The sequence below is a fragment of the Stutzerimonas nitrititolerans genome (genome assembly GCF_003696285.1).
Classification (GTDB): Bacteria; Pseudomonadota; Gammaproteobacteria; order Pseudomonadales; family Pseudomonadaceae; genus Stutzerimonas; species Stutzerimonas nitrititolerans.
Genome location: NZ_RFFL01000008.1, coordinates 177378 through 196626, shown reverse-complemented (window position 1 = coordinate 196626; position 19249 = coordinate 177378). Strand labels below are relative to the sequence as shown.

The 19249-nt window shown below is 63.1% G+C and carries 22 protein-coding genes; 5 read left to right on the top strand and 17 right to left on the bottom strand.

The genetic code is table 11. The features are described 5' to 3' along the window. Positions 1–25: 25 nt before the first annotated feature. Positions 26–1204 (top strand): lactonase family protein, encoded by a 1179-nt coding sequence (locus tag EA795_RS12235; RefSeq protein WP_122077548.1) that lies wholly within the window; start codon positions 26–28, stop codon positions 1202–1204. Positions 1205–1207: 3 nt separating this feature from the next. On the opposite strand, the gene EA795_RS12230 is transcribed toward EA795_RS12235, so the two are convergent. The 12 genes from EA795_RS12230 to flgB are packed head-to-tail and all read right to left on the bottom strand — an operon-like array spanning position 1208 to position 11657. Further along, positions 1208–2242 (bottom strand): hypothetical protein, encoded by a 1035-nt coding sequence (locus tag EA795_RS12230; protein ID WP_014851111.1) that lies wholly within the window; start codon positions 2240–2242, stop codon positions 1208–1210. 15 nt (positions 2243–2257) lie between these two features. Then, complete coding sequence (gene flgL / locus EA795_RS12225; RefSeq protein ID WP_122077546.1) at positions 2258–3172, bottom strand: flagellar hook-associated protein FlgL; 915 nt, start codon at positions 3170–3172, stop codon at positions 2258–2260. A gap of 36 nt (positions 3173–3208) precedes the next feature. Beyond that, positions 3209–4603 carry a flagellar hook-associated protein FlgK gene (flgK, locus tag EA795_RS12220; RefSeq protein ID WP_014851109.1) on the bottom strand — a complete coding sequence of 465 codons (1395 nt, stop codon included), beginning with the start codon at positions 4601–4603 and terminating at the stop codon, positions 3209–3211. Beyond that, positions 4600–5610 carry a lytic transglycosylase domain-containing protein gene (locus EA795_RS12215; RefSeq protein WP_014851108.1) on the bottom strand — a complete coding sequence of 337 codons (1011 nt, stop codon included), beginning with the start codon at positions 5608–5610 and terminating at the stop codon, positions 4600–4602. The genes flgK and EA795_RS12215 overlap by 4 nt, the downstream gene beginning before the upstream one ends. Positions 5611–5614: 4 nt before the next feature. Beyond that, positions 5615–6715, bottom strand: a complete 1101-nt coding sequence (locus EA795_RS12210; protein ID WP_014851107.1) for a flagellar basal body P-ring protein FlgI — start codon at positions 6713–6715, stop codon at positions 5615–5617. 19 nt (positions 6716–6734) lie between these two features. Continuing rightward, positions 6735–7400 (bottom strand): flagellar basal body L-ring protein FlgH, encoded by a 666-nt coding sequence (gene flgH, locus EA795_RS12205; RefSeq protein ID WP_014851106.1) that lies wholly within the window; start codon positions 7398–7400, stop codon positions 6735–6737. A gap of 5 nt (positions 7401–7405) precedes the next feature. Then, positions 7406–8191: a flagellar basal-body rod protein FlgG gene (gene flgG, locus EA795_RS12200; protein WP_014851105.1), complete on the bottom strand. Its 786-nt coding sequence runs from the start codon at positions 8189–8191 to the stop codon at positions 7406–7408. Between the two features lie 14 nt (positions 8192–8205). Further along, positions 8206–8934 (bottom strand): flagellar basal-body rod protein FlgF, encoded by a 729-nt coding sequence (flgF, locus tag EA795_RS12195; protein ID WP_122077544.1) that lies wholly within the window; start codon positions 8932–8934, stop codon positions 8206–8208. A 9-nt stretch (positions 8935–8943) separates the two neighbouring features. After that, positions 8944–10134, bottom strand: coding sequence for a flagellar hook protein FlgE (gene flgE / locus EA795_RS12190; RefSeq protein WP_122077542.1), 1191 nt, complete (start codon positions 10132–10134; stop codon positions 8944–8946). Between the two features lie 44 nt (positions 10135–10178). After that, positions 10179–10859 carry a flagellar hook capping FlgD N-terminal domain-containing protein gene (locus tag EA795_RS12185; RefSeq protein WP_122077540.1) on the bottom strand — a complete coding sequence of 227 codons (681 nt, stop codon included), beginning with the start codon at positions 10857–10859 and terminating at the stop codon, positions 10179–10181. Beyond that, the gene (flgC, locus tag EA795_RS12180) at positions 10859–11287 is read right to left on the bottom strand and encodes a flagellar basal body rod protein FlgC (RefSeq protein ID WP_014851101.1); all 429 of its coding nucleotides are present in this window, start codon (positions 11285–11287) and stop codon (positions 10859–10861) included. The genes EA795_RS12185 and flgC overlap by 1 nt, the downstream gene beginning before the upstream one ends. A gap of 4 nt (positions 11288–11291) precedes the next feature. Continuing rightward, positions 11292–11657: a flagellar basal body rod protein FlgB gene (gene flgB, locus EA795_RS12175; protein WP_014851100.1), complete on the bottom strand. Its 366-nt coding sequence runs from the start codon at positions 11655–11657 to the stop codon at positions 11292–11294. Between flgB and flgA the strand changes: the two genes are divergently transcribed. The 4 genes from flgA (at position 11622) to EA795_RS12155 (ending at position 15253) form a co-directional block, all read left to right on the top strand. Beyond that, positions 11622–12560 carry a flagellar basal body P-ring formation chaperone FlgA gene (gene flgA / locus EA795_RS12170; RefSeq protein ID WP_240645009.1) on the top strand — a complete coding sequence of 313 codons (939 nt, stop codon included), beginning with the start codon at positions 11622–11624 and terminating at the stop codon, positions 12558–12560. The two genes, flgB and flgA, sit on opposite strands and share 36 nt — an antisense overlap. Before the next feature lie 174 nt (positions 12561–12734). Then, positions 12735–13571: a lateral flagellin LafA gene (lafA, locus tag EA795_RS12165; RefSeq protein ID WP_014851098.1), complete on the top strand. Its 837-nt coding sequence runs from the start codon at positions 12735–12737 to the stop codon at positions 13569–13571. Positions 13572–13910: 339 nt separating this feature from the next. Then, positions 13911–14771: a winged helix-turn-helix domain-containing protein gene (locus EA795_RS12160; RefSeq protein WP_170162230.1), complete on the top strand. Its 861-nt coding sequence runs from the start codon at positions 13911–13913 to the stop codon at positions 14769–14771. Beyond that, positions 14768–15253, top strand: a complete 486-nt coding sequence (locus tag EA795_RS12155) for a hypothetical protein (protein WP_122077536.1) — start codon at positions 14768–14770, stop codon at positions 15251–15253. The genes EA795_RS12160 and EA795_RS12155 overlap by 4 nt, the downstream gene beginning before the upstream one ends. 20 nt (positions 15254–15273) lie before the next feature. On the opposite strand, the gene EA795_RS12150 is transcribed toward EA795_RS12155, so the two are convergent. The 5 genes from EA795_RS12150 to EA795_RS21410 are packed head-to-tail and all read right to left on the bottom strand — an operon-like array spanning position 15274 to position 19221. Then, complete coding sequence (locus EA795_RS12150) at positions 15274–16176, bottom strand: OmpA family protein (protein WP_058076251.1); 903 nt, start codon at positions 16174–16176, stop codon at positions 15274–15276. Continuing rightward, a complete protein-coding gene (gene motA / locus EA795_RS12145) occupies positions 16173–17045 on the bottom strand; it encodes a flagellar motor stator protein MotA (RefSeq protein WP_014851094.1) in 873 nt (290 codons plus the stop codon). The genes EA795_RS12150 and motA overlap by 4 nt, the downstream gene beginning before the upstream one ends. Positions 17046–17053: 8 nt before the next feature. Beyond that, on the bottom strand, positions 17054–17785 hold the full coding sequence (locus EA795_RS12140; protein WP_122077534.1) for a FliA/WhiG family RNA polymerase sigma factor: 732 nt from the start codon (positions 17783–17785) through the stop codon (positions 17054–17056). A 10-nt stretch (positions 17786–17795) separates the two neighbouring features. Beyond that, positions 17796–18248, bottom strand: coding sequence for a flagellar basal body-associated FliL family protein (locus tag EA795_RS12135; RefSeq protein ID WP_043942482.1), 453 nt, complete (start codon positions 18246–18248; stop codon positions 17796–17798). A 37-nt stretch (positions 18249–18285) separates the two neighbouring features. Further along, on the bottom strand, positions 18286–19221 hold the full coding sequence (locus tag EA795_RS21410) for a flagellar hook-length control protein FliK (RefSeq protein ID WP_240645008.1): 936 nt from the start codon (positions 19219–19221) through the stop codon (positions 18286–18288). Between the last annotated feature and the right edge of the window lie 28 nt (positions 19222–19249).

The following is a 19249-nucleotide window of genomic DNA, read 5'->3' as shown; positions in this document are numbered from 1 at the left end:
TGCACGACCGTCGTGGAGACCCCGCATGTGCCCTTGCCGCCTGCTCAACCGCGTGGCGCTCGCCGCGACCCTGGCCTTCAGCAGCACGGGAGCCGCTTTCGCCATGCCACAGGTTCTGATCGGTAGTTACACCCACGACAGCGGCAGTCCAGGCATCCAGCGTCTGCGCTTCGATCCTGAAAGCGGTCGTGTCGAGCCACACCCCCTGCAGTCCCTGGTCAGCGCCAACCCGTCGTGGTTGACGCTGGACCTGAAGAACAACCGCCTTTATGCAGCGAATGAAAACGGCCCTGGCCAACCTGATTCAGTGGGGCGGGCCAGTGCCTTCGCCATCGACCCGGCCACTGGCCAGTTGTCGCCTCTGGGGCAACAGATCAGCCTGGGCGACGAGCCGACCCACCTGAGCCTGAGCCATGACGGGCGCTACCTGTTCATCTCCAACTACGGCTCCGGCCCGAATCCAGGTGGCAGCCTGGCGGTCATGCCGGTTGGCGAGGACGGCACACTGCAACCGGTGACGCAGCTGGCCACGCACAAGGCCAGCGAAGTACATCCCCAGCGCCAGAAATCGGCGCACGTGCACTCGGCCGTGCTGTCACCCAATGGCAAGACGCTGTTCGTCAGCGACCTGGGCGCCGATCGGGTATTCGCCTATCGCTACGACCCGGCCAACCCCGAGCGGCCGCTTACCGCCGCCGAGCCCCCGGCCATCACCCTGCCCGCCGGCAGCGGGCCGCGGCATCTGGTGTTCAGCCCCGACGGCAGCCAGGCCTACGCCACGCTGGAGCTCAGCGCCCAGGTCGCGCGTTTCGATCATGTGGATGGCACGCTGGTGCAACGGCAGCTGGTGGACCTGGCCGAGGGCGACAGCCTCGACGCGCATTCGCCCGGCGCCATTCATCCCTCGGCGGACGGGCGCTTCCTTTACGTCAGCGACCGCGCCAAGGCGAACCGCATCATGGTCTACGCCATCGACGAACACGGCAGCCTGAACGAGATCCAGCAGCGCACCAGCGAAGGCCGCGAACCGCGTGAATTCGCCATCGATCCCAGCGGCCGCTTCATGCTGATCGCCAATCAGAAAAGCGATGCGCTGGTAATACTGCGCCGCGACCCTGACAGCGGCCTGCTGGGCGAAACCCTGCAGACGCTGCCGATTGGCAAACCCTCGGATGTGAAGTTCATCGACAGCGCCGAGCCCTGATCCTCAGGACAGCAGGCTGACCACTGCAAAACGGCTGATGGTGGCCTGGGCGACCACCGTCTGGGTAACCGCGGCATAACTGGAAGGGCTGCGCTGCATCAGGTTGAACACCGAGCGCGAAAAGTCCATGGCCCACTGCTTTTCATCGGCATGGGCCTGACGCGCCAGGAATTCGCGGATTTCCTGCTGCCGATTGCTCATCTGCTCGCGCAGCGCGGTGATCTTGTCGAGCCCGGCGACCACTGAATCGAGCAACCGCCGTAGCTCACGAAAGGAATCCAGTTGCAAGTCATCGGGAAAGCTCAGCAGCTGCTCGTCCTGGCTCGGCAGGTGGAGATACTTGCCCTTGGCGAACAGCTTGCCCTCGCCCTGCACCGCCAGCTGCGTCTTGAGCATCTGCCAGTCGCCTTCACGGGCAGAGAACTTCAGCTGACCGTTCTGATCCAGCTCGGCGCGAATTCCGGCCTGGCCCAGGCTGCCGTTGAAGCGCCGCAGGATCTGCTCGTCGCTCATCTCGTCGTCGAGCACCACCGCCACCGGCTCGGCCAGTTGACGACCGCCGCTGAACAACAGCGTCTCGCGACCGGACTGGCGAATCTGCTCCAGCGACTCCAGTCCTTGCAGACTGAAGCGGCTGCGCACCGGCTCGTTCAGGCGCAGCCTGAAGTTGGCGTCCAGCGAGTTGGCGGAGCGTTTGGTGCGCTCCTCGAGCAGCGCATCGACCTGCTGCACCGCCTGGCCGATAGCCTCTTCGCCATTGGGCGGTGGCGAGCTGATCTGGCGGCTGAGAGCCAACTTGAGTTGCGACAGACGCGTCTGCAGATCGCCGAGATAGCTATCGGCCGACTGCATCGAGGAAAGCTGCTGGTTGAGTTGCAGGCTAAAGCTGGTGCTCTTGCTTGTGGTTGCCGGTTCCGAAGGCGAGGTTTCGCTCGGCGCACCGGTGCGCAACGGTGCGGGTGCATTGCGCAGCAGGGCCTCACGACGTTCCTGCGGGTTTATTACAGTAACGCCGGGTAGCGATTTTCCAATCTTCATTCAGGGCTACCTGGCTCAGAGCATGCCGAACAGCGACAGCCCGTTGATCTTCAAATAGGTCTTCTGCGTCGCCTGCAACGACAGCTGATAATTGGCCAGGTCGATGCTGGCCGCCGCGTAGTCCAGCTGGGACAGCTCGCCTTCGATCTTCTGGTTGACCAGCGATACGTCCTCGTTGCTGCTCGACAGCAAGGTCAGCGTATTCTGCCGCCCCCCTAGCTCGGTGACCGCGCCGAGCAGGTCGCCATGGGTCGCGTCGAGGTTGTCCAGGGTCGCCGTGATCTGCGTACGCAGCGCAGGATCGGTAGCGTCCAGCGCGGGATCGGCCAGCGTCTTGATCAGCGCGTGGAGGTCGTTGAGCACCTTCACGTCCGTCCCGAACACCTGCACAGCAGTGATGTTTTCCTCCACCAGCACGCCGTTGGCGACGGCCGCCTGGCGGTACTGGTCGTTGCCGGTGAGGTTGTAGGTTTCGCTCGCCTCGTCGAAGGTGATGGCCGGATGGTTGCTGAGCGTTCCGGAAAACAGGTAGCGGCCTTCCTCGTCGCGCACGTTGGCGAAGCTGAGGATGGTTTTCTCAAGACTTTCCAGCTCGTTGGCCATGGCTGCCAGATCTTCGCTGGTATTGCTGCCATTGGCCGCCCACAGCAGCAGGTCGCGCACGCTGAGCATGGTGTCGGAGGCGGCTTTGAGGTTGGCCTCCTGCTTGGAGAGGTTGCCTGAAACGTTGGCAATGTTGGTGCGGTACTGGGTGAGGGTGGCTTCCTCGCGCTGGATGCGCAGCACGCGCACGGCAGAAATCGGATCGTCCGAGGGCAACAGCATGCGCTCGTTGGACGCCATCTGTTGCATCAGCTTGCCGAGCTTCTCGGAGCTGGAGTTCATCGAGCCGTGCATCATGGCTGTGATCTGGGCGTTGGAGATGCGCATGGAAATTACTCGTCAGTCGAATCGGTCGCGGCCGGCTCAGAACATCGCCAGTACGGCGTTGAATAGATCATTGGAGGTGCTGATGACCTTCATGTTGGCCTGATAGGCCTGCTCGTAGGCCATCAGGTTGACCGCTTCTTCATCCAGGTTCACGGCGCTGACGCTGTCGCGCTGGGCCTGGGCCTGTTCGGAGACCGTCTTCGCGGCGCTGAGGTCCGCCTGGTTCTGTCGGCTGGCGCTGGCAACGCGGCCAACCAGGCCCGCGTAGGCGTCATTCAGGGGTACGGTGCTGCCGGCGACAACGATGCCCCTGGATTTCAGCTCGAGCAGCTCGAGCAGTTGCTGGTTGTTACCGACCACGCCCTGTCGATCGCCGTTGGCGTCCAGCTCGAATTCACTGGAAAACGCCAGCTCTTCCGGGGCCAGGCTTCCTACTGCAAGCATGCCGCTGGTGCTGTTGGCGTCGTAGACGAACAACGGCTGCCCAGGGTTGCCGTTGAGATCGTAACCACCGGCGAGGGTATCGTTGACCATCTGGCTCAGCGCGCTGGCCATGTCGTGTAGATCCTGCTGAGCCGGACGCAGCGCGCCGTACTCCATGTCGTACAGGCTGCCGAGGGAGCCGCCGAGACCGTCCTGGTTCAATGGGAAGGAGGTCTTGGCGAAGTCCAGCGTCATCTCCTGCTCGCCGGCAGCATTTTCCTCGACCTTGAGCTGCCCGGCGGTGATGCCGGCCACCAGCGGCTGGCCGTTGGCCAACGACACGTCGAGGGTACCGTCCGGTGCTTCCTGGACGCGAATGCCGGCGTACTGGCTGAGCTCCTTGACCAGATTCTCGCGGTAGTCGCGCAGGGTCGCAGTGTCACGCCCGGTCGACTCCATCTCGCGAATCTGCGCATTGAGTTCGGCGATGTTGCCGGACAACCCATTGATCTCGCTGGTCATGGCCACCCGCTGGCCCTTGAGCGCATTGAGCTGGGTGCCGATATTGCTGTTCAGGCCATTGAAGCGCTGCGCCAGCTGCTTCGCCTCGCCGATGATCTGCTGGCGCAGGGCAATGGACTCGGGCGTGGAACTGGCTTCACTGAGAGCGGCGAAGAAGTTGTCCAGACCGACGCTGACGCTGGAGCCTTCGCTGTCGATCAGGCCTTCCAGCGCGGTCAGGTATTGCTGATTGGTGCTGAAGTATCCCTTGTCGGTGCCGGCACGCCACAGTTGCTGGTTGTGAAAGTCGCTGGACAACCGGCGGATGCTGGTCACCTGAACACCACCGCCGATACTGGTCGCGGTTTGCCCGCCGAGCGAATGCTGCTCGGGTGTCAGCCGACTGAAGCCGGGTGTGTTGACGTTAGCGATGTTCTGCCCGGTCGCCGTCAGGGCGATCTGTGTGGCGCGAACGCCGCTGTAGCCAATTTGACCAAGAATACTCACGACACGACTTCCTTCGGCTCGATCCGGATCGGTTGTGCAAAGGCCACGGAAAGGTGACCGGCGCCGACAACGCTGCGCTGCTGGTTGGGTAGAGCGACCGCATCGGTGACAGAATTAAGCGGTGGCTGGACCTTCGCCCACGGCTCGCCGGCGCTCGGCGCCGTTGCTTGCAGGTCGCTGAGGATGTTGCGGGTGTAGTTGCGGGTTTCCGCGTAGGGGATCTTCTGTACCCAGGCGCCCGTGCCGATCTCACCCTTGCGCGGGTCGCCATGGCGTTCGAGCCACTCGTCGACCTTGCCGGGGCCGGCATTGTAGGCCGCCAGCGCCAGTGCTTCGTGGCCGTCGTAGCGATCGAGCATCTTGCTCAGATAGGCACTGCCCAGGCGCTTGTTGTAGGCCGCGTCGGTGGTCAGGCGTGCCTCGCTGAACGGCAGGCCGAGCTCGGCCGCCATGTCGCGCGCGGTGCCGGGCATCAGTTGCATCAGACCCCGGGCGCCCTTGGACGAGACCGCCGCGATATTGCCGCTCGACTCATGCTTGATGACGCTGTCGACCAGTGCCGTGAACCCGGCCTTACCGCTTTCCCAGGCGCTGTCGAGAACCTCGACCCCGCGCTGCCAGGTGCCGCGTAGGGCGTGCAGTCCGCCGCCCTGCAAGCCGCTACCGACGTGTCCAGCCAACGCCGTAGGGGCCGGTGCCGTGCCTGCCGCGTCACCGCTCAACTGCTGCACCAGCATGTCGGCGATGCCCGTCTGGCGCTTGCCTGCCAAGGTGTCGGCCAGTACCTCATCGTAGAAGTCGCGCATGGTGTTGAGCTCGCGGCTGCGCATGGGGTTGTCGGCCCCGAGCACATCGCCGGCCTTGCGCATCTGCTTGAGGATCTGCTGCAGGAACATGGCCTCGAACTGCTCGGCGACGACCTCCAGTTGCTGGCGGCGCGCTGCGGTCGGACCGTCCGGACGGTTGCGCAAGGTACTGAGATGCTGAGGAAGGGAAACGATGCTCATCGTGTTACATCACTATCAATTCAGCGTTCAGCGCGCCGGCGCGCTCCAGGGACTGCAGGATGCTCATCACATCGTCCGGCGTGGCACCGAGACTGTTGATGGTGTTGATGATGCTCTCCAGGCTGGCGCCTTCGGGCCACTTGAACATGGCCTTGCGGTCCTGCTCGATGGCAACGTCCGATTGCGGTGTGACCACCGTTTCGCCGCGCGAGAACGCGCCCGGCTGGCTGACCTGGGGTCGCTCGCTGATGGTCACGGTGAGGCTGCCATGAGCGACCGCAGCGGCCTTGACCCGCACCCCTTCGCCTACCACCACGGTGCCGGTACGACTGTTGAACACCACCTTCGGCCGCGTCCGGCCTTCTTCCACATCCAGTCGTTCGAGCATCGCCATGAAGCTCATGCGCTGGGTATTGGTGACCGGCGCGCGGACCGATACCTTGGTGGCGTTGAGCGCAGTAGCGGTGCCCTTGCCGAACAGCTCATCGATGGCCTCGACCACCCGGGAAACCGTCTGAAAACTCGGCTGGCGCACGTTGAGCATCACATCAGGGCGCTGGGCGAAGTCGCTGGGAATCATCCGTTCGACCGTGGCGCCATTGGGGATCAAGCCGCTATTGGAGGTATTGATCGCCACCCGCGAGCCGCTGGCGCCCTCGGCATTGACCCCACCGATGATCACCGCTCCCTGGGCCAAGGCATAGACTTCGCCGTCCACGCCTTGCAGCGGCGTCATCAGCAGCTGACCACCGCGCAGACTCTTCGCATCGCCCAGGGACGACACCGTGACGTCGATGCTCTGCCCCGCGCTGTAGGACGGCGGGACCATCGCCGTGACGGTCACCGCGGCGACGTTCTTCAGCTTCGGGTCGACGTTCGGCGGCAGGTTCACGCCGAACTGCTTGATCATGTTGACCACCGACTGGTTGGTGAACTTGACCTGGTTCTTGTCGCCCGTGCCGTCCAGGCCGACCACCAGGCCGTAACCCACCAGCTGGTTGCCGCGGATGCCTTCGATGTCCACCAGATCCATCAGCGGCACCGCCTGCGCCGGCAGGTATCCGCACAGCGCACAGGCAGCAAGGAACAGCTTGAGCAATCGCATCGTTTTCAAGGCCTACTGGCTAAAGGGGGAACAGCGGCGAGGCGAAGAACCGCGTCAACCAGCCCGCCGAGTTGCTGTCGTTGAGCACACCGCGCCCGGCATAGGAGATCTTCGCGTTGGCGACGCTCTGCGAGGACACCTGGTTGTAGCGGTTGATATCGTCGACCCGCACCAGCCCGGCGAGGCGAATGAATTCGTCGCCCTGGTTCAGGCGCAAAGTCTTTTCGCCCTTGATCAGCAGCGTGCCATTGGGCAGCACGCGATGCACCGTGACGGCGATGGAGCCGCGCAGGGTGTTCTGCTGCGAGCTCTTGGCCGAGCCGTTGAAGTCACGCTCGGCGCCCGCCGAAGTCTCGACGTCGGGATAGGTCTTGCCGAGCACCGTAGGAATGCCGATGCCGACGCTCGATTCCTTGCCGAAGCTGGTGCCGGCGCTCTTGCTCGACTGGGTCGACTCGTCGAGCACCACGGTGAGGATGTCGCCGACGCGCACTGCGCGCTTGTCGCTGACCAGCGAGCCGCCGTAGCCGGAACGGAACAGGCCACCTCCGCTGGTGGGCGGCAGGCTGTAGTCCAGCTCCAGCGGCTCGAACTCGCTGGAATCGGTTTCCGGCAGCATCTCGTTGAAGCTGGCGCAACCGCTGAGCAGCGCGAGCGCGACGAGCATGATCGGAGTGCGCATCATCGGTCTCAGACGGTCTGGTTGAGGAACTGCTGCATGCCGCTGGCCGCATCGAGTACCTTGGCGTTGGCCTCGTAAGCCCGCTGGATGGCGATCATCGCCACCATGGCTTCGACCACCTGCACGTTGGAGCCTTCCAGCACGCCCTGCTTGAGCTGACCCAGCCCTTCTTCACCCGCCACACCCTCGACCGGCTCGCCACTGGCGACGGTTTCGCGATAGAGGTTGCCGCCCAGTGCCTCCAGCCCGCCCGGGTTGGTGAAGTTGACCAGGGTGATCTGGCCCAGCTCCGAGGGCAGGGTGTCGCCGGCCAGCACGGCGGTGACGATGCCGTCGCTGCCCACGGTGAAGCCGGTGCTGCCCTCGGGCACTTCGATGGGCGGGTTCAGCGGCAAACCCTGGGCGTTGACCATCATGCCCTCGGCGTTGAGCTGGAACTGGCCGTTTTCGGTATAGAGGATGTCGCCGTTGGGCGCTTCCACTTGAAAGAAACCGCGCCCGACGATGGCCAGGTCCATCGGCTGGCCGGTGGTCTGCATGCTGCCTTCGGTGAACACCTTCTGCGTACCGGCGACGCGCACACCGCTGCCCAGCTGAATGCCGGACGGCACGGTATTGATCTCGTCGGCCTGGGCGCCGGGCTGCTTCTCGATGCTGTAGAACAGGTCCTCGAAGACGGCGCGGTCGCTCTTGAAACCGTTGGTGTTGACGTTCGCCAGGTTGTTGGCCACGGTCGCCATGGCGGTATCCTGGGCGGCCAGTCCAGTCTTGCTGACCCAAAGTGCGGAATTCATGCGTTATCTCCCGATCAGCTGCCGCGGATCATTCGGTTGCCGGCGTCGGATAGGTCCTCGGCGGCTTTCATCATTTTCACCTGGGTTTCGAACAGGCGGTTGAGACTCATGGTCGAGGCCAGCTCGTCGATCGCCGAGACGTTGCTCGACTCCAGAAAGCCGCTGGCCAGACGCACATCCTCGCTGGGTGCGGCGGGCTCGCCATTGCGTGTCACCAGCAGGCCGGCTTCGTTCTTCATCAGATCGGCCGCCGGCACGTCCACCAGGCGGATGCGGTCGACCTCGGCCATCATCCAGTCGCCGGGCGCCATGATCGAAACGGTGCCGTCATTGCCGATTTCCACGCGGTCATGCTCGGGCAGCTCGATCGGCCCGCCCTCGCCCATGACGGCGCGACCATTGAGGGTCAGCCGCCCTTCGGAGTCGATCTGCATGCTGCCCTGACGGGTATAGGCCTCGCCCTCGCCGTCCTGCAGCACGATCAGGCCGGTGCCCTTGACGGCGAAGTCCAGCTCGCGGCCGGTAGCCATCAGTGGGCCGGCTGCCAGGTTGACGCCGTTGTTCTGCACCACCGCCATGTGCCGGCTGTCGTAGCCATAACCCTCGACCGCGACCGCCTGGGCACGCTCCATGTCGGCGCGAAAACCGGGCGTGTTGACGTTGGCAAGGTTGTTCGAGCGCACCGTCAGCGACATCATCGTGCGGCTGGCGGCGGTCATCGCCGTGTATCCCAAACGATCCATGAATCAGCCTCAGATGGCGTTGAACAGAACCTGGGTCAGTTCCTTGTTGGTGGAAATCACCTGGGTGTTGGCCTGGTAGTTGCGCTGGCCTTCCATCAGACCCACCAGTTGCTGGGTCAGGTCGACGTTGGAGCTTTCCAGCGCGCCAGACGCCAGGCTGCCATACTGGCCGACACCCGGCGCACCAAGCATGGCCGTGCCCGAGGCGGCAGTTTCGGTCCAGGCGGTGCCGCTGATGTTCTTCAGACCTTCGGCGTTGACGAAGCTGGCCAGTACCACTTGGCCTTGCAACAGGCGCTCACCATTGGAATAGCTGGCGTAGACCTTGCCGTCCTTCTCGACGCTCATGCCGGTCTGCTCGCCCGCGGCGTATCCGGTGGCGCGGTTGCCGGTCACACTGAATTCGGAGCCGTACTGGCTGGTGCCGCTGTAGTCGAGCTGGATGTTCAGCGGATCGACGCCGCCGCCCGGCGTCGCGGTCAGCGCGACCGTGCCGATCGGCGCGGTGAGCGTGCCGGCGCCGTCGAACGTCAGCGCCTGGGGCGCTCCCGGCAGTGCGGTACCGTCGACGTAGTAATGGGCGTTCCAGGTGTTGTCGGCGGTCTTTACGAAATACTGGGTCAGGGTGTGTTCCTTGCCCTGAGAGTCGAACAGCTTGGTGGTGTAGGTGGAGTTGTAGCTGTCCGCCGCCAGCGGGTCGAAGGCCACGGCGGGCACGTCCTGGTTCGCGTCAAGATTGGCAACGAAACTCAGGGCGTCGGTGGCCTTGGCCGGAATCCCGCCGGACGTCAGCTGCAGGTCGCTGACGGTACCTGTCTGCAGATTGCCCGTGGCATCGGCCGGATAGCCCTGCAGGCGTTGGCCGAGGCTGTTGGTCAGGTAGCTGTCCTTGTCGGTGCCGAACACGCCTGCACGGGTGTAGGAGATGTCGCCGTTGCTGGCGCGGGTGACGAAGAAGCCGCCGCCAGAAATCGCCAGATCGAGGCTGCGGTTGGTGGTGGTCAGCGCGCCGCCCTGGCTGATGCTCTGGGTGGTGCCGGTGACCTCGACGCCCATCGCCTGGCTTTCGGCATAGAGGCTGCCGAAATCGGTACGCGAGGACTTGAAGCCGACGGTGCCGGAGTTGGCGATGTTGTTGCCGATGGTGTTGAGTTGTTCGTTGACGGCGGACAGACCGGTCAGGGCGATATTGAAGCTCATGGGCTGATCTCGATGCGATAAGTGGATGACAGGCGGGCGTGGGCTCAGCCGCCGAGCAGGCCGACCTCGGTCTGGGCAAACTCGAGAATGTTGTAGAAGGGCACCGAGCCGACGCCCTTCACCTGCAACACCGGCCCCTCGGCGCTGACGCGCACGTTGCTGACTTCACCGGCCACTTCCACCTGCGGGAACTCGCCGCTTTCCGTCTCGACACTGACGCTGTACTGGCCGTCCGGAAGCCCGAGCTTTGCCGGGTCGATGGTGAAGGGCACCTTGCCGGCGGATTGGCCGCCCAGCTCGATGCGCGTCTGCGTGCCATTGGAATCGGTCAGCAGCAACGCCGTGCGGGTCGAAGCGTGGCCCAGCTCGAACTGGCCATTGACGGCCTGTCCGTCGAGGTCCAGCGACTCGACCGCGACGCTCACCTGCTGGCCGACCAGGCCGGCGGCGGTCAGCGTCTGCAGGTTGTCGGTCAGCACCAGGTTGCTCTGCATCAGGCTGGACATGTTTTCCATGCTCTTGACCTGCGACATCGCCGAGTACTGGTTGAGAAACTCAGTGCTATCCACCGGCTTGGTCGGGTCCTGATTCTGGATCTGCGCGACCATCAGGCTGATGAAGTTGTTCTCCATCGTGGCGGCATCGCTGACGTTCACTGCCCGCTTGACCTGGTCGATGGAGTTACCGTCCAGGCTGCTGTCCATTACGGAATTAACGGTCGACATCAGGCTTCTCCTAGCCGCAGCAGGCTCTGCTGCATGCTTTTCACACGGTTGAGCACCTCGACGCCGGTCTCGAAGCTGCGTGTGGCCGACATCATGTCGGTCATCTCTTCGATCTGATTGATATCGGGGTAGTAGACATAGCCCTCGCCATCGGCCAGCGGATTGCCCGGCTCGTAGCGGCGCTTGGGTTCGGCACCCGAGGTGACCACGTCGAGCACCTGCACATGGGCGCCGCCGAGGCCGACGCCACGGGTCAGCGAGTTGTTCTCGTACACCGCGGCGAACATCGGCTTGCGCGCCTGGTAAACGTCGGCCGGGTTGGCGGCTGCCGAGTCGGTATTGGCCAGGTTGCTGGCCACGGTATTGAGACGCACGGTCTGGGCGTTCATCGCCGAGCCGGCGATGCGGTAGATGGAGTCGAATGACATGGCCTCAACGTCCCTCGATGGCCTGCTTCAAACCACGGAATTTCATCGTGACGAAGGTCAGGCTGGTCTGGAAATCCATGGAGTTGCGCGAGAACTGCGCCTGCTCGGTCGATAGCTCGACGGTGTTGCCATCCTGCGAGGCCTGGCCCGGTACACGGAACAGCAGGCGCGGGTCGGTGCCGGTCGTGCTGATGCGCGGCGAGATGGCGCTTTCCAGGCGCTGCATTTCCTTGCTGAAGTCGATATCCCGCGCCTGGAAGCCGGGGGTGTCTTCGTTAGCCAGGTTCGCCGCGAGAATCTCGCTGCGCTGCATGCGCAACGCCAGGGCGCGTTCGTGAACGCCCAGGGCTTCATCAATCCGTATACTCATTCACCGATACCTTCACCGCACGAGCGGGCCGAACGACAGCCCACAGTCTGCCGGGTTGATAGCAGGAACCATGCCGAACCGATAAATACGGGTAAACCCTTGTTTTATATTGAAAAAATCAGCTCATCCGAAAGCCTTTCAGTGCCATTGCTTCCGCATCGAGAAGTCGTTCGGCCGGCAAGCGGAAAAACGGCTTCCGCCTGGCTAACCCTGCTCGCGCTCGTGCTGATCTCGCCCCTGCAGGCACAAGCCGACGCTACCGTTCAGATCCAGAAGGCAGTGGAGCAACACCTGAGCACCATGCTTGCGCAGCAGGCGGAGCGCCAGGGTTGGCAAGGCATGCAACTGCGCTATGAAATGGATCTGCCGGCCGACGCGCGCAACCACTCGATTTGTGTCGCACCCTTGCGAATTCGCGCCACCGGCGGAGCCGCATCGGCCATGGAACGGCAACAACTGGAGATCCGCTGCCCCGAGGCGCCGAGCTGGTCGCTGAAGGCAACGGCGTACGCCCATGTTTTGCTGCCTGTCGTGCATGCCGAAAGCATCATCGAACGCGGCCAGACCATCGACGCTGACGATATCGAACTGCAGCGCATCAACATCGCCAATGCCCGGCGCGGCTACTACAACCGCCCAAGCGAGGTGATCGGCATGGCTGCCAAGCGCCGCATACGCGCCGGACAGACCATCACCCCGGCGTTGCTCGAACAGCCCATGGCGGTCAAGCGCGGGCAACCGGTGAAGATCGTTGCCAGCCAGGACGGTATCGAAGCCTCCACCTCCGGCGAAGCCCTTAGCGACGGCCTGCCCGACGAAATCATCCGGGTGCGCAACGTACGTAGCGGCAAGGTGATCGATGCGAAGGTGGTGGAGGAAGGCGTGGTGACGAGTACCTTCTAGGGGGGAGAGCTGCGGACGGGAGGCTACCAGCAACGATTTGCCTGAGCCGGGCTTGAAACGCGAAAAATATTTTGACGTCAGGATTTAATCCCCTCTCCGAGCCTGTCGCCCTAATCCTTCAGCAGGCAGTCAAGCCAGCTCCTAAAAGCCCACTTAGCACGAAGGATGATCACCATGGCTCTGTCCATTCACACGAACTATTCCGCCCTGACCACCAACACCGCTCTTAACAAGTCCAACAACGCACTGGCCACCAACCAGCAGCGCCTGGGCACCGGCCTGCGCATCAACTCTGCCGCCGATGATGCCGCCGGTCTGCAGATCGCCACTCGCCTGAACGCTCAGAGCCGTGGCATGGGCGTTGCCATGCGCAACACCAGCGATGCGGTTTCCATGCTGCAGACCGCCGAAGGCGCGTTCAGCGAAACTACCGACATCCTGCAGCGCATGAAGGATCTGTCGACCCAGGCGGCGAACGACACCAACACCGCAGCCGACCGCACCTCTCTTCAGGCCGAGTTCGATGCCCTGGGCGAAGAGCTGACCAACATCTTCAACAACACCAAGTACGCGGGTGAAAACCTGTTCACCACCAAACTGGCTGCTGCGGTCAACTTCCAGATCGGTGCGAGCGCAGCTGAGACCATGGCATTCGATGTCAGCACCGATATCGGCACCCTGACAACCACCCTGACCACCACCGTTCAGGCCCTGTCGCTCGCCTCCGCCACAACTGCCGGCGCTGCCATCACTGGCCTGGAAACCGCACTGAACGAAGTCGGTTCGATGCGCGCCCAGTTTGGCGCGACCATCAACCGCCTGAACCACACCAGCAACAACCTGGCGAACATGAAGGACAACACCGAGATGGCCAAGGGCCGCATCATGGATGCCGACTTCGCCATGGAAAGCGCCAACATGAGCAAGAACTCCATGCTCATGCAGTCCGGCATCTCCATGCTCAAACAAGCCGGCCAGATGCCTGGCATGGTCATGGGCCTGCTGGGCTAAGCCTCAAGCGACACCGGCGATCGCAACGATCAGCCATCGAAAGCCCCGACTGGTTCGGGGCTTTCCCGTTTCCAACACTCGGAATCGTGCGCACCCGACAAATGGCGGCCCGCTCAAGAAGCGGCTATCGCAAACACTAGATGTGCCCAATAACGGCTTCAGATTTCCGTTTTGCATGGCACATCTGCGCATCCCAGAAGCTCGGGAAAGAGCTTTAGCCAGCGCCCGCTCGGCAAATTACTGTAACAAGCCGCTTGTAGTATCAAAAAAACGGCGCCAATATGCCGCCGCATTTGCAGACTACGTCACAACTGCTCTCTATTCTTTTGTTTGGCGCTCATGACCTCATCTACGCCCCCTCAGGCCACCGATGCCTTCATTTGCCCTTTCTTGAAAACGGGCCGAGACGGCTGTTCGGCTCGCTTCGACCGCGCGCTGTTTCAGCTTGTCATCAGCGATGAACAGGAGAAAATCCTCGACCTCGGGTTTTCCGGCAGCCGTGTACTCGAGAAATTGCTGCAGGCACCGGGCGAGGTGGTTTCGCGCGAAGAATTGATGAGCTACGCCTGGGAAGGTCGAGTCGTCGGGCAGGGCAGCCTCAATCAACAGATCTACACCCTGCGCCAGGCCTTGTTCGACGATAGCAACCAGATCATCCAGACACTGCCTCGTCGCGGTTACTTGTTCAACCCGCAATACCTGCATGACATGGAACAAGCCAAGACCCCACCAGTGGAAGCGCCTGCTGCCAGGCGCACCGTGGTGATCGAGTTGCCCACTCCGGGCGCAAGGCCCGTGATAAACCCCGTTCCGCTGCGACACCCCCGCCCCCTGCGGCGAAAGGTATTGCTCGCCGGAATTGGACTGCCGCTACTGGCAGGGCTGACAGCTCTGGGCGTGCATCTGGGGAAGCAGGCTTCAGAGCCTTTCCTCACACACAATCGACAGATCAAGGAACTGGACGTGCTCTATGTAGAGACGAATCAGCCCCTGCTGGACTCGCTGATCAGGGAAACCGGATCGCTGATCCGCAGCCTGAGCGCGATGAGCGCCCAGCCGACCCGACTGATCGTCAGCATGACCCCGGGCTTTTATGAAATCCGCTGTCTGCGGCGCAACGGCGGAGTCAACTGGCTGAAGGTTCAGAAGGAACAGATTCGTGCTGTGGCTACCGAACACCTACGCGAGTGTCTGAAATGAACGACCACGAAAAGACTCCCTGGTCGAACAAGCGCCTGCTGGGCGTGATAGCACTAGCAACCCTGCCGCTCTGGACCTTCGTAGCGCTGGGCACGACCGGCGGTCTCGCTACCACCCTTGATGGCCACTACCACGCCAGCGGCCAGGTGTTGCTGAGCGACGGTCGTGTCATTCCGATCAGCCAAAGCCTGGTGTTCGACAAGGGCCGCTTCCATTCGATGACCGGAAACACGGCCCTGATCGCTGAGGCCTCCGGGCGCGTGGAGCGGGATCTGCAGGGGCGTATCAAGCTGCTGGTCGAGGAACGCCAGATCAGCGGACTGTCGGCCGAGTCCGAGATCGACGAGCAACTGATGTTCAACCTGTTGTACGGCGGCCACCGGGGTGCCCAGGTTACCCTCGACCAGGTTGGCGCCTGCCTCTATGGGATCGAGAGTCGCCAGGTCTACTGCGCCGAGGATCACCCACGCCGCGACTCCTGACACCAGCGGCGGAATGACCGTTACTGGCTCTGCGCCTGATAACTCGCGCCACTCTCGGAAAAGCGTGCCCGCGCATAGCTATCGCCGAACAGCTCCTCGTACAGGGCCTCGGCCGAAGCGGTCAGCAGCAGGATTTCAACCCGGCGGTTGGCGCCATTCTGCGGATCTTCCGGGTGTAACGGCATGACATCCGCTTGCGCCGTCACCTGCAGTACGGAGCGTTCGGCCAGGCCTGCATCGACCAGTGTCTGTCGCGCCCGCAGCGCACGATCACCCGACAGGTTCCAGTTGTTGTAGCCATTGCCCTGCCGATAAGGCATGGCGTCGGTGTGGCCGCTGATGATCAGCTTGTTGTCGACCTTCACCAGTACACCCGCCAGCACACCGAGCAGTTTGCGGAAATGCGGATTCAGGGTGGCGCTGCCACGCTGGAACATGAAGCGCTGCTGATCGTCCTTGATCAGGATGCGCAAGCCCTGTGGCACCACATCGACCTCGAGATTGGCCAGCGCATCGACCTCGCCGGCAACCTCGCGCATCAGCTCGGCGAGTTTCTTCAGCTCTTCGGTGGAGCCGTAGCGCAGGCTGCCATCCTCCTCGGTCCGCTCCTCGCGGCGGGTAACCTCAGGCTGGGCCGGACGAACCGGGATACCGTCCAGCTCCAGCGGCGAAGTGCTGGTGCCATCGAATATCCCCGCGCCTCCATCCACCAGCGGGTTGCTTTCCTGTTCGCCATAGGAGGGGTTGGACAGCTCCATGCGCGGCTGCACGATCCACAGAACCATGAACAACGCCATCATGGCCAGGGTGAAGTCGGCAAACGCTACCTTCCAGGCGCCGCCGTGCGCATCGTCGTGGCCCTTCTTGCCGCGGCGCTTGATGATGATCTCGCGCTCGGCGCCGCCTTTGCCCCGGGTCTTCATGCGGCGTCCCTTTCTTCCTCGTACTGGTTGACCCAGACTTCGAGCTGCCGGAAGGCCGGTTTGACGTCCTGCTCGATCAGCTTGCGGCCGGCGTCCACCGCCAGCAGCGTCGGCTTGCCGGCCAGATGGGCGACCAGCGTCGTGCGCACGCATTCAAGCGCGGAAAGCTCGGTCTTGATCCGCTGGCTCATGGCATTGGACAGCGGCTCGGCCAGGCAATAGCAGAAGAAGATACCGAGAAAGGTACCCACCAGCGCCGCCGCCACATGGGCACCGACTTCCGCAATCGAACCGCCGATGCTGCCCATGGTGATGATGATGCCCATGATCGCCGCCAGGATGCCGAAGCCAGGCATCGCCTCGCCGACCTTGTGCAGCGAGCGCGATGGCTGCAGCAGCGCGTGTTCCATCGCCTCGAGTTCCTGTTCGAGAAAGCCTTCGAGTTCGTGGGCGCTGATCTTGCCCATGGCCATCAGACGGAAGTTGTCGGCGATGAACGCCATCAGGTTCTTCTCCTGAAGGATCAGCGGGTAGCGCACGAAAAGATCACTCTCTTCGGGCTCTTCGATGTGGGCATCGAGTACCTTCAGACCGCCGATGTCGACCATTTCCAGCAGTTCGTAAAGAAGCATCAGCAACTGGCGCTGGAATTCCTCGCCGCGACGCTGGTAGATGAAGACGCCGCGAATCTGCGAGAGCATTTCCAGCAGCACTTCCTTCGGATTGCCCACCACCAGACTGCCGATGGCGGCGCCGAGGATGATGACGACTTCCGCCGGCTGCCAGAGCACCCGCATGTCGCCGTTGGCCATGGCGTAGCCACCGAGCACGCAACCGATGATGATTAATGCACCTAGTACTTTCTGCATGAACGTCTCTAATTTCTCTCGGTTAGGAATCGACAGGCCTTGCCGATCGCCTGTTTGCTCAGCTGACAGACCCGGGCATCGCTGACCTCCAGCACCAGGGCGATTTCCTTCAGGCTCAACTCGTGCTGGTAATACAGCGTCAACACCAGGCGCTCGCGCTCGTCCAGCCGGCTCAACGCCTGTGCCAGCACGCGCTCCTTGATCAGTCGCTCCTCGAGCGGCTCGGTGGAGTCGGGGAAGTGTCCGTGGCCGCTCTGCAGCAGCTCGTCGAGACTTTCGATGGCCTCGGAGGAATCGGCCAGGAGGAAGTCCTGATATTCCTTCTCGTCCAGGCCGGCGTATGCCTTGATCTCGTCGTCGCTGGGCTCGCATCCCAACCGGCGCGTCAGTTCGCGAATCGCATCGCGCACCTTGTGCGCCTGCTGACGAACCTGGCGGGGGCGCCAATCCTGGCGCCGCAGCTCATCGAGAATCGCACCGCGGATGCGCAGGGAAGCGAACTTGCCGAACTGCCCGTCCGGCTCGCCGTAGCGGCGCAACCCCTCGAGCAGCCCCATCATGCCGATCTGCTCCATGTCCTCGCGGTCGAGCACCTGGTTGGCCTGCAACGACAGCTGCCGGACGATGCGCTTGACCAGCGGCAGGTACTGCATCAGCCAGCGCTGCTCGACCGCCGGCGCGAACACCGAAGGGCCCGCTGGCGTGGCGCCGTAGTAGTCGATAGGGCAAGGAGCACTCATGGCGCGGCCGTTACTGCACGAGCAGCTTGTTGACCAGCACGTGCTTGAACGGCACGACGGCATTCTTGCTGGCAAAATCTTCGAACAGCACGACTTCCAGGCGTTGCTGCAACTCACCGATCTGCATTGATCTCAGCTCGTTGAACGCCAGTGATGACAGGTAGGCAACCACGGAGTTGCGCACGATGGGCTCGGCCTGCGTGAAGTCCTTCGGCTTGTCGGAAGCCTCCGCCTGCAGCACCAGGTCGAGCACGAAGTAATGCTCGCGGCCCTCGCCACGCACGCTGACGATGATCTTGTCCACCGGGAAGAACTCGTAATGCGATGGTTCCGCTGGTCGCGCCTCCTCGGCTACGCCAGTCGCCGAACCGGGCTTGAGCAGCCAGTAGCTGACGCCAACACCACCGGCCACGGTGATGACGTTGAGCAGCAGCATCAGAAGTACGAGGCGGGACGTCGACATTTCACACTCACAATTGGCTAGTTAGGTTGGCAATCGGTCAAACCGTGACCAGTACATCCCGGGCATGCTCGGACGCCCGGCTTTCTTCCTGATCATGGGGCCGGGCCGCTCTCGGCAGCTCCTCGGCCGTCGGCACCGGCTGTCGTGGCTGCCCCTGTCGGCCACCGCCGTCGGCACCCACCTGCACGTTGACCTGCACGAAGTGCTGGCCGACCAGCTCCTGGCGCAGGCGATCGCTGGTCTGCTGCAGCAGCCGCGCCACGTCGGCGTTCACCGCGGACAACTGCACGTTCAGCCGGCCCGATTCGTGGCTGAGCAGAATCTCCAGGCTGCCCAGTTCCGGCGGGTCCAGGCGGATGGTGGCGCTCTGGATCTTCTGCTTGATCTGCAATTCCACGTTTTCACGCAGCGAATGCAGCATCTGCTCGCCCCACTTGGCTTCCGGAGCCTGCAACTTGAGCGAACGGTCGAGCGCTGGCGACGGCGCTGCCTGTCCGCGCTCCGTCGTGGTCAGCGGGTCACCCGCCTCGAGCGGTTCGGCATCGGCCAGCAGCGGCTCGAGCGCGGATGGCGCGTCGACCGCCTGCACCGCCATAGGCAGCGGCTGGGCCGAACCGGCAGGCATATCGGTAGGCGCACGCATCGCCGTACCCAATTCGCCGAAGCGGGCACTGGCCAGCGGATTGACTTCGAGGAAGCTACCCTGCCGGCCACTGGCAGGCACCGCCTCCAGTCGCTCTGCCGATGCGCGCGTCGATGGCGCATCCGGCAAGGACGGTTGTAGATTCGATAACCAGCCGAGCTGCTCGTCGAGCCTGCCGTTCTCAGGGGCGGGCGGTTGCTGCGCCAATAGCTCAGGCACCGCATTCGCCTGCGCTGCCTCGCGAGCTTCGATCTCGGCCAGTTGCCGCTCGATGATTTCCAACAGCCCGGGCTCGGCGGATTCGGCCGCTGCCTCATCGTCGAATGACACAACAGCCGGCTCTGTCACTGCCGCTGAA

Excerpts from the sequence above, each read along its gene's own strand:
- EA795_RS12150 (WP_058076251.1), bottom strand. The coding sequence starts at position 16,176 with ATGAAGACCCGGGGCAAAGGCGGCGCCGAGCGCGAGATCATCATCAAG.
- flgF (WP_122077544.1), bottom strand. The coding sequence starts at position 8,934 with ATGGATCGTTTGGGATACACGGCGATGACCGCCGCCAGCCGCACGATG.
- lafA (WP_014851098.1), top strand. The coding sequence starts at position 12,735 with ATGGCTCTGTCCATTCACACGAACTATTCCGCCCTGACCACCAACACC.
- EA795_RS12155 (WP_122077536.1), top strand. The coding sequence starts at position 14,768 with ATGAACGACCACGAAAAGACTCCCTGGTCGAACAAGCGCCTGCTGGGC.
- motA (WP_014851094.1), bottom strand. The coding sequence starts at position 17,045 with ATGCAGAAAGTACTAGGTGCATTAATCATCATCGGTTGCGTGCTCGGT.
- EA795_RS12215 (WP_014851108.1), bottom strand. The coding sequence starts at position 5,610 with ATGAGCATCGTTTCCCTTCCTCAGCATCTCAGTACCTTGCGCAACCGT.
- flgL (WP_122077546.1), bottom strand. The coding sequence starts at position 3,172 with ATGCGCATCTCCAACGCCCAGATCACAGCCATGATGCACGGCTCGATG.
- flgB (WP_014851100.1), bottom strand. The coding sequence starts at position 11,657 with ATGAGTATACGGATTGATGAAGCCCTGGGCGTTCACGAACGCGCCCTG.
- flgE (WP_122077542.1), bottom strand. The coding sequence starts at position 10,134 with ATGAGCTTCAATATCGCCCTGACCGGTCTGTCCGCCGTCAACGAACAA.
- EA795_RS12230 (WP_014851111.1), bottom strand. The coding sequence starts at position 2,242 with ATGAAGATTGGAAAATCGCTACCCGGCGTTACTGTAATAAACCCGCAG.
- EA795_RS12235 (WP_122077548.1), top strand. The coding sequence starts at position 26 with ATGTGCCCTTGCCGCCTGCTCAACCGCGTGGCGCTCGCCGCGACCCTG.
- flgG (WP_014851105.1), bottom strand. The coding sequence starts at position 8,191 with ATGAATTCCGCACTTTGGGTCAGCAAGACTGGACTGGCCGCCCAGGAT.
- EA795_RS12185 (WP_122077540.1), bottom strand. The coding sequence starts at position 10,859 with ATGTCGACCGTTAATTCCGTAATGGACAGCAGCCTGGACGGTAACTCC.
- EA795_RS12140 (WP_122077534.1), bottom strand. The coding sequence starts at position 17,785 with ATGAGTGCTCCTTGCCCTATCGACTACTACGGCGCCACGCCAGCGGGC.
- flgC (WP_014851101.1), bottom strand. The coding sequence starts at position 11,287 with ATGTCATTCGACTCCATCTACCGCATCGCCGGCTCGGCGATGAACGCC.
- flgH (WP_014851106.1), bottom strand. The coding sequence starts at position 7,400 with ATGATGCGCACTCCGATCATGCTCGTCGCGCTCGCGCTGCTCAGCGGT.
- EA795_RS12160 (WP_170162230.1), top strand. The coding sequence starts at position 13,911 with ATGACCTCATCTACGCCCCCTCAGGCCACCGATGCCTTCATTTGCCCT.
- EA795_RS12135 (WP_043942482.1), bottom strand. The coding sequence starts at position 18,248 with ATGTCGACGTCCCGCCTCGTACTTCTGATGCTGCTGCTCAACGTCATC.
- EA795_RS12210 (WP_014851107.1), bottom strand. The coding sequence starts at position 6,715 with ATGCGATTGCTCAAGCTGTTCCTTGCTGCCTGTGCGCTGTGCGGATAC.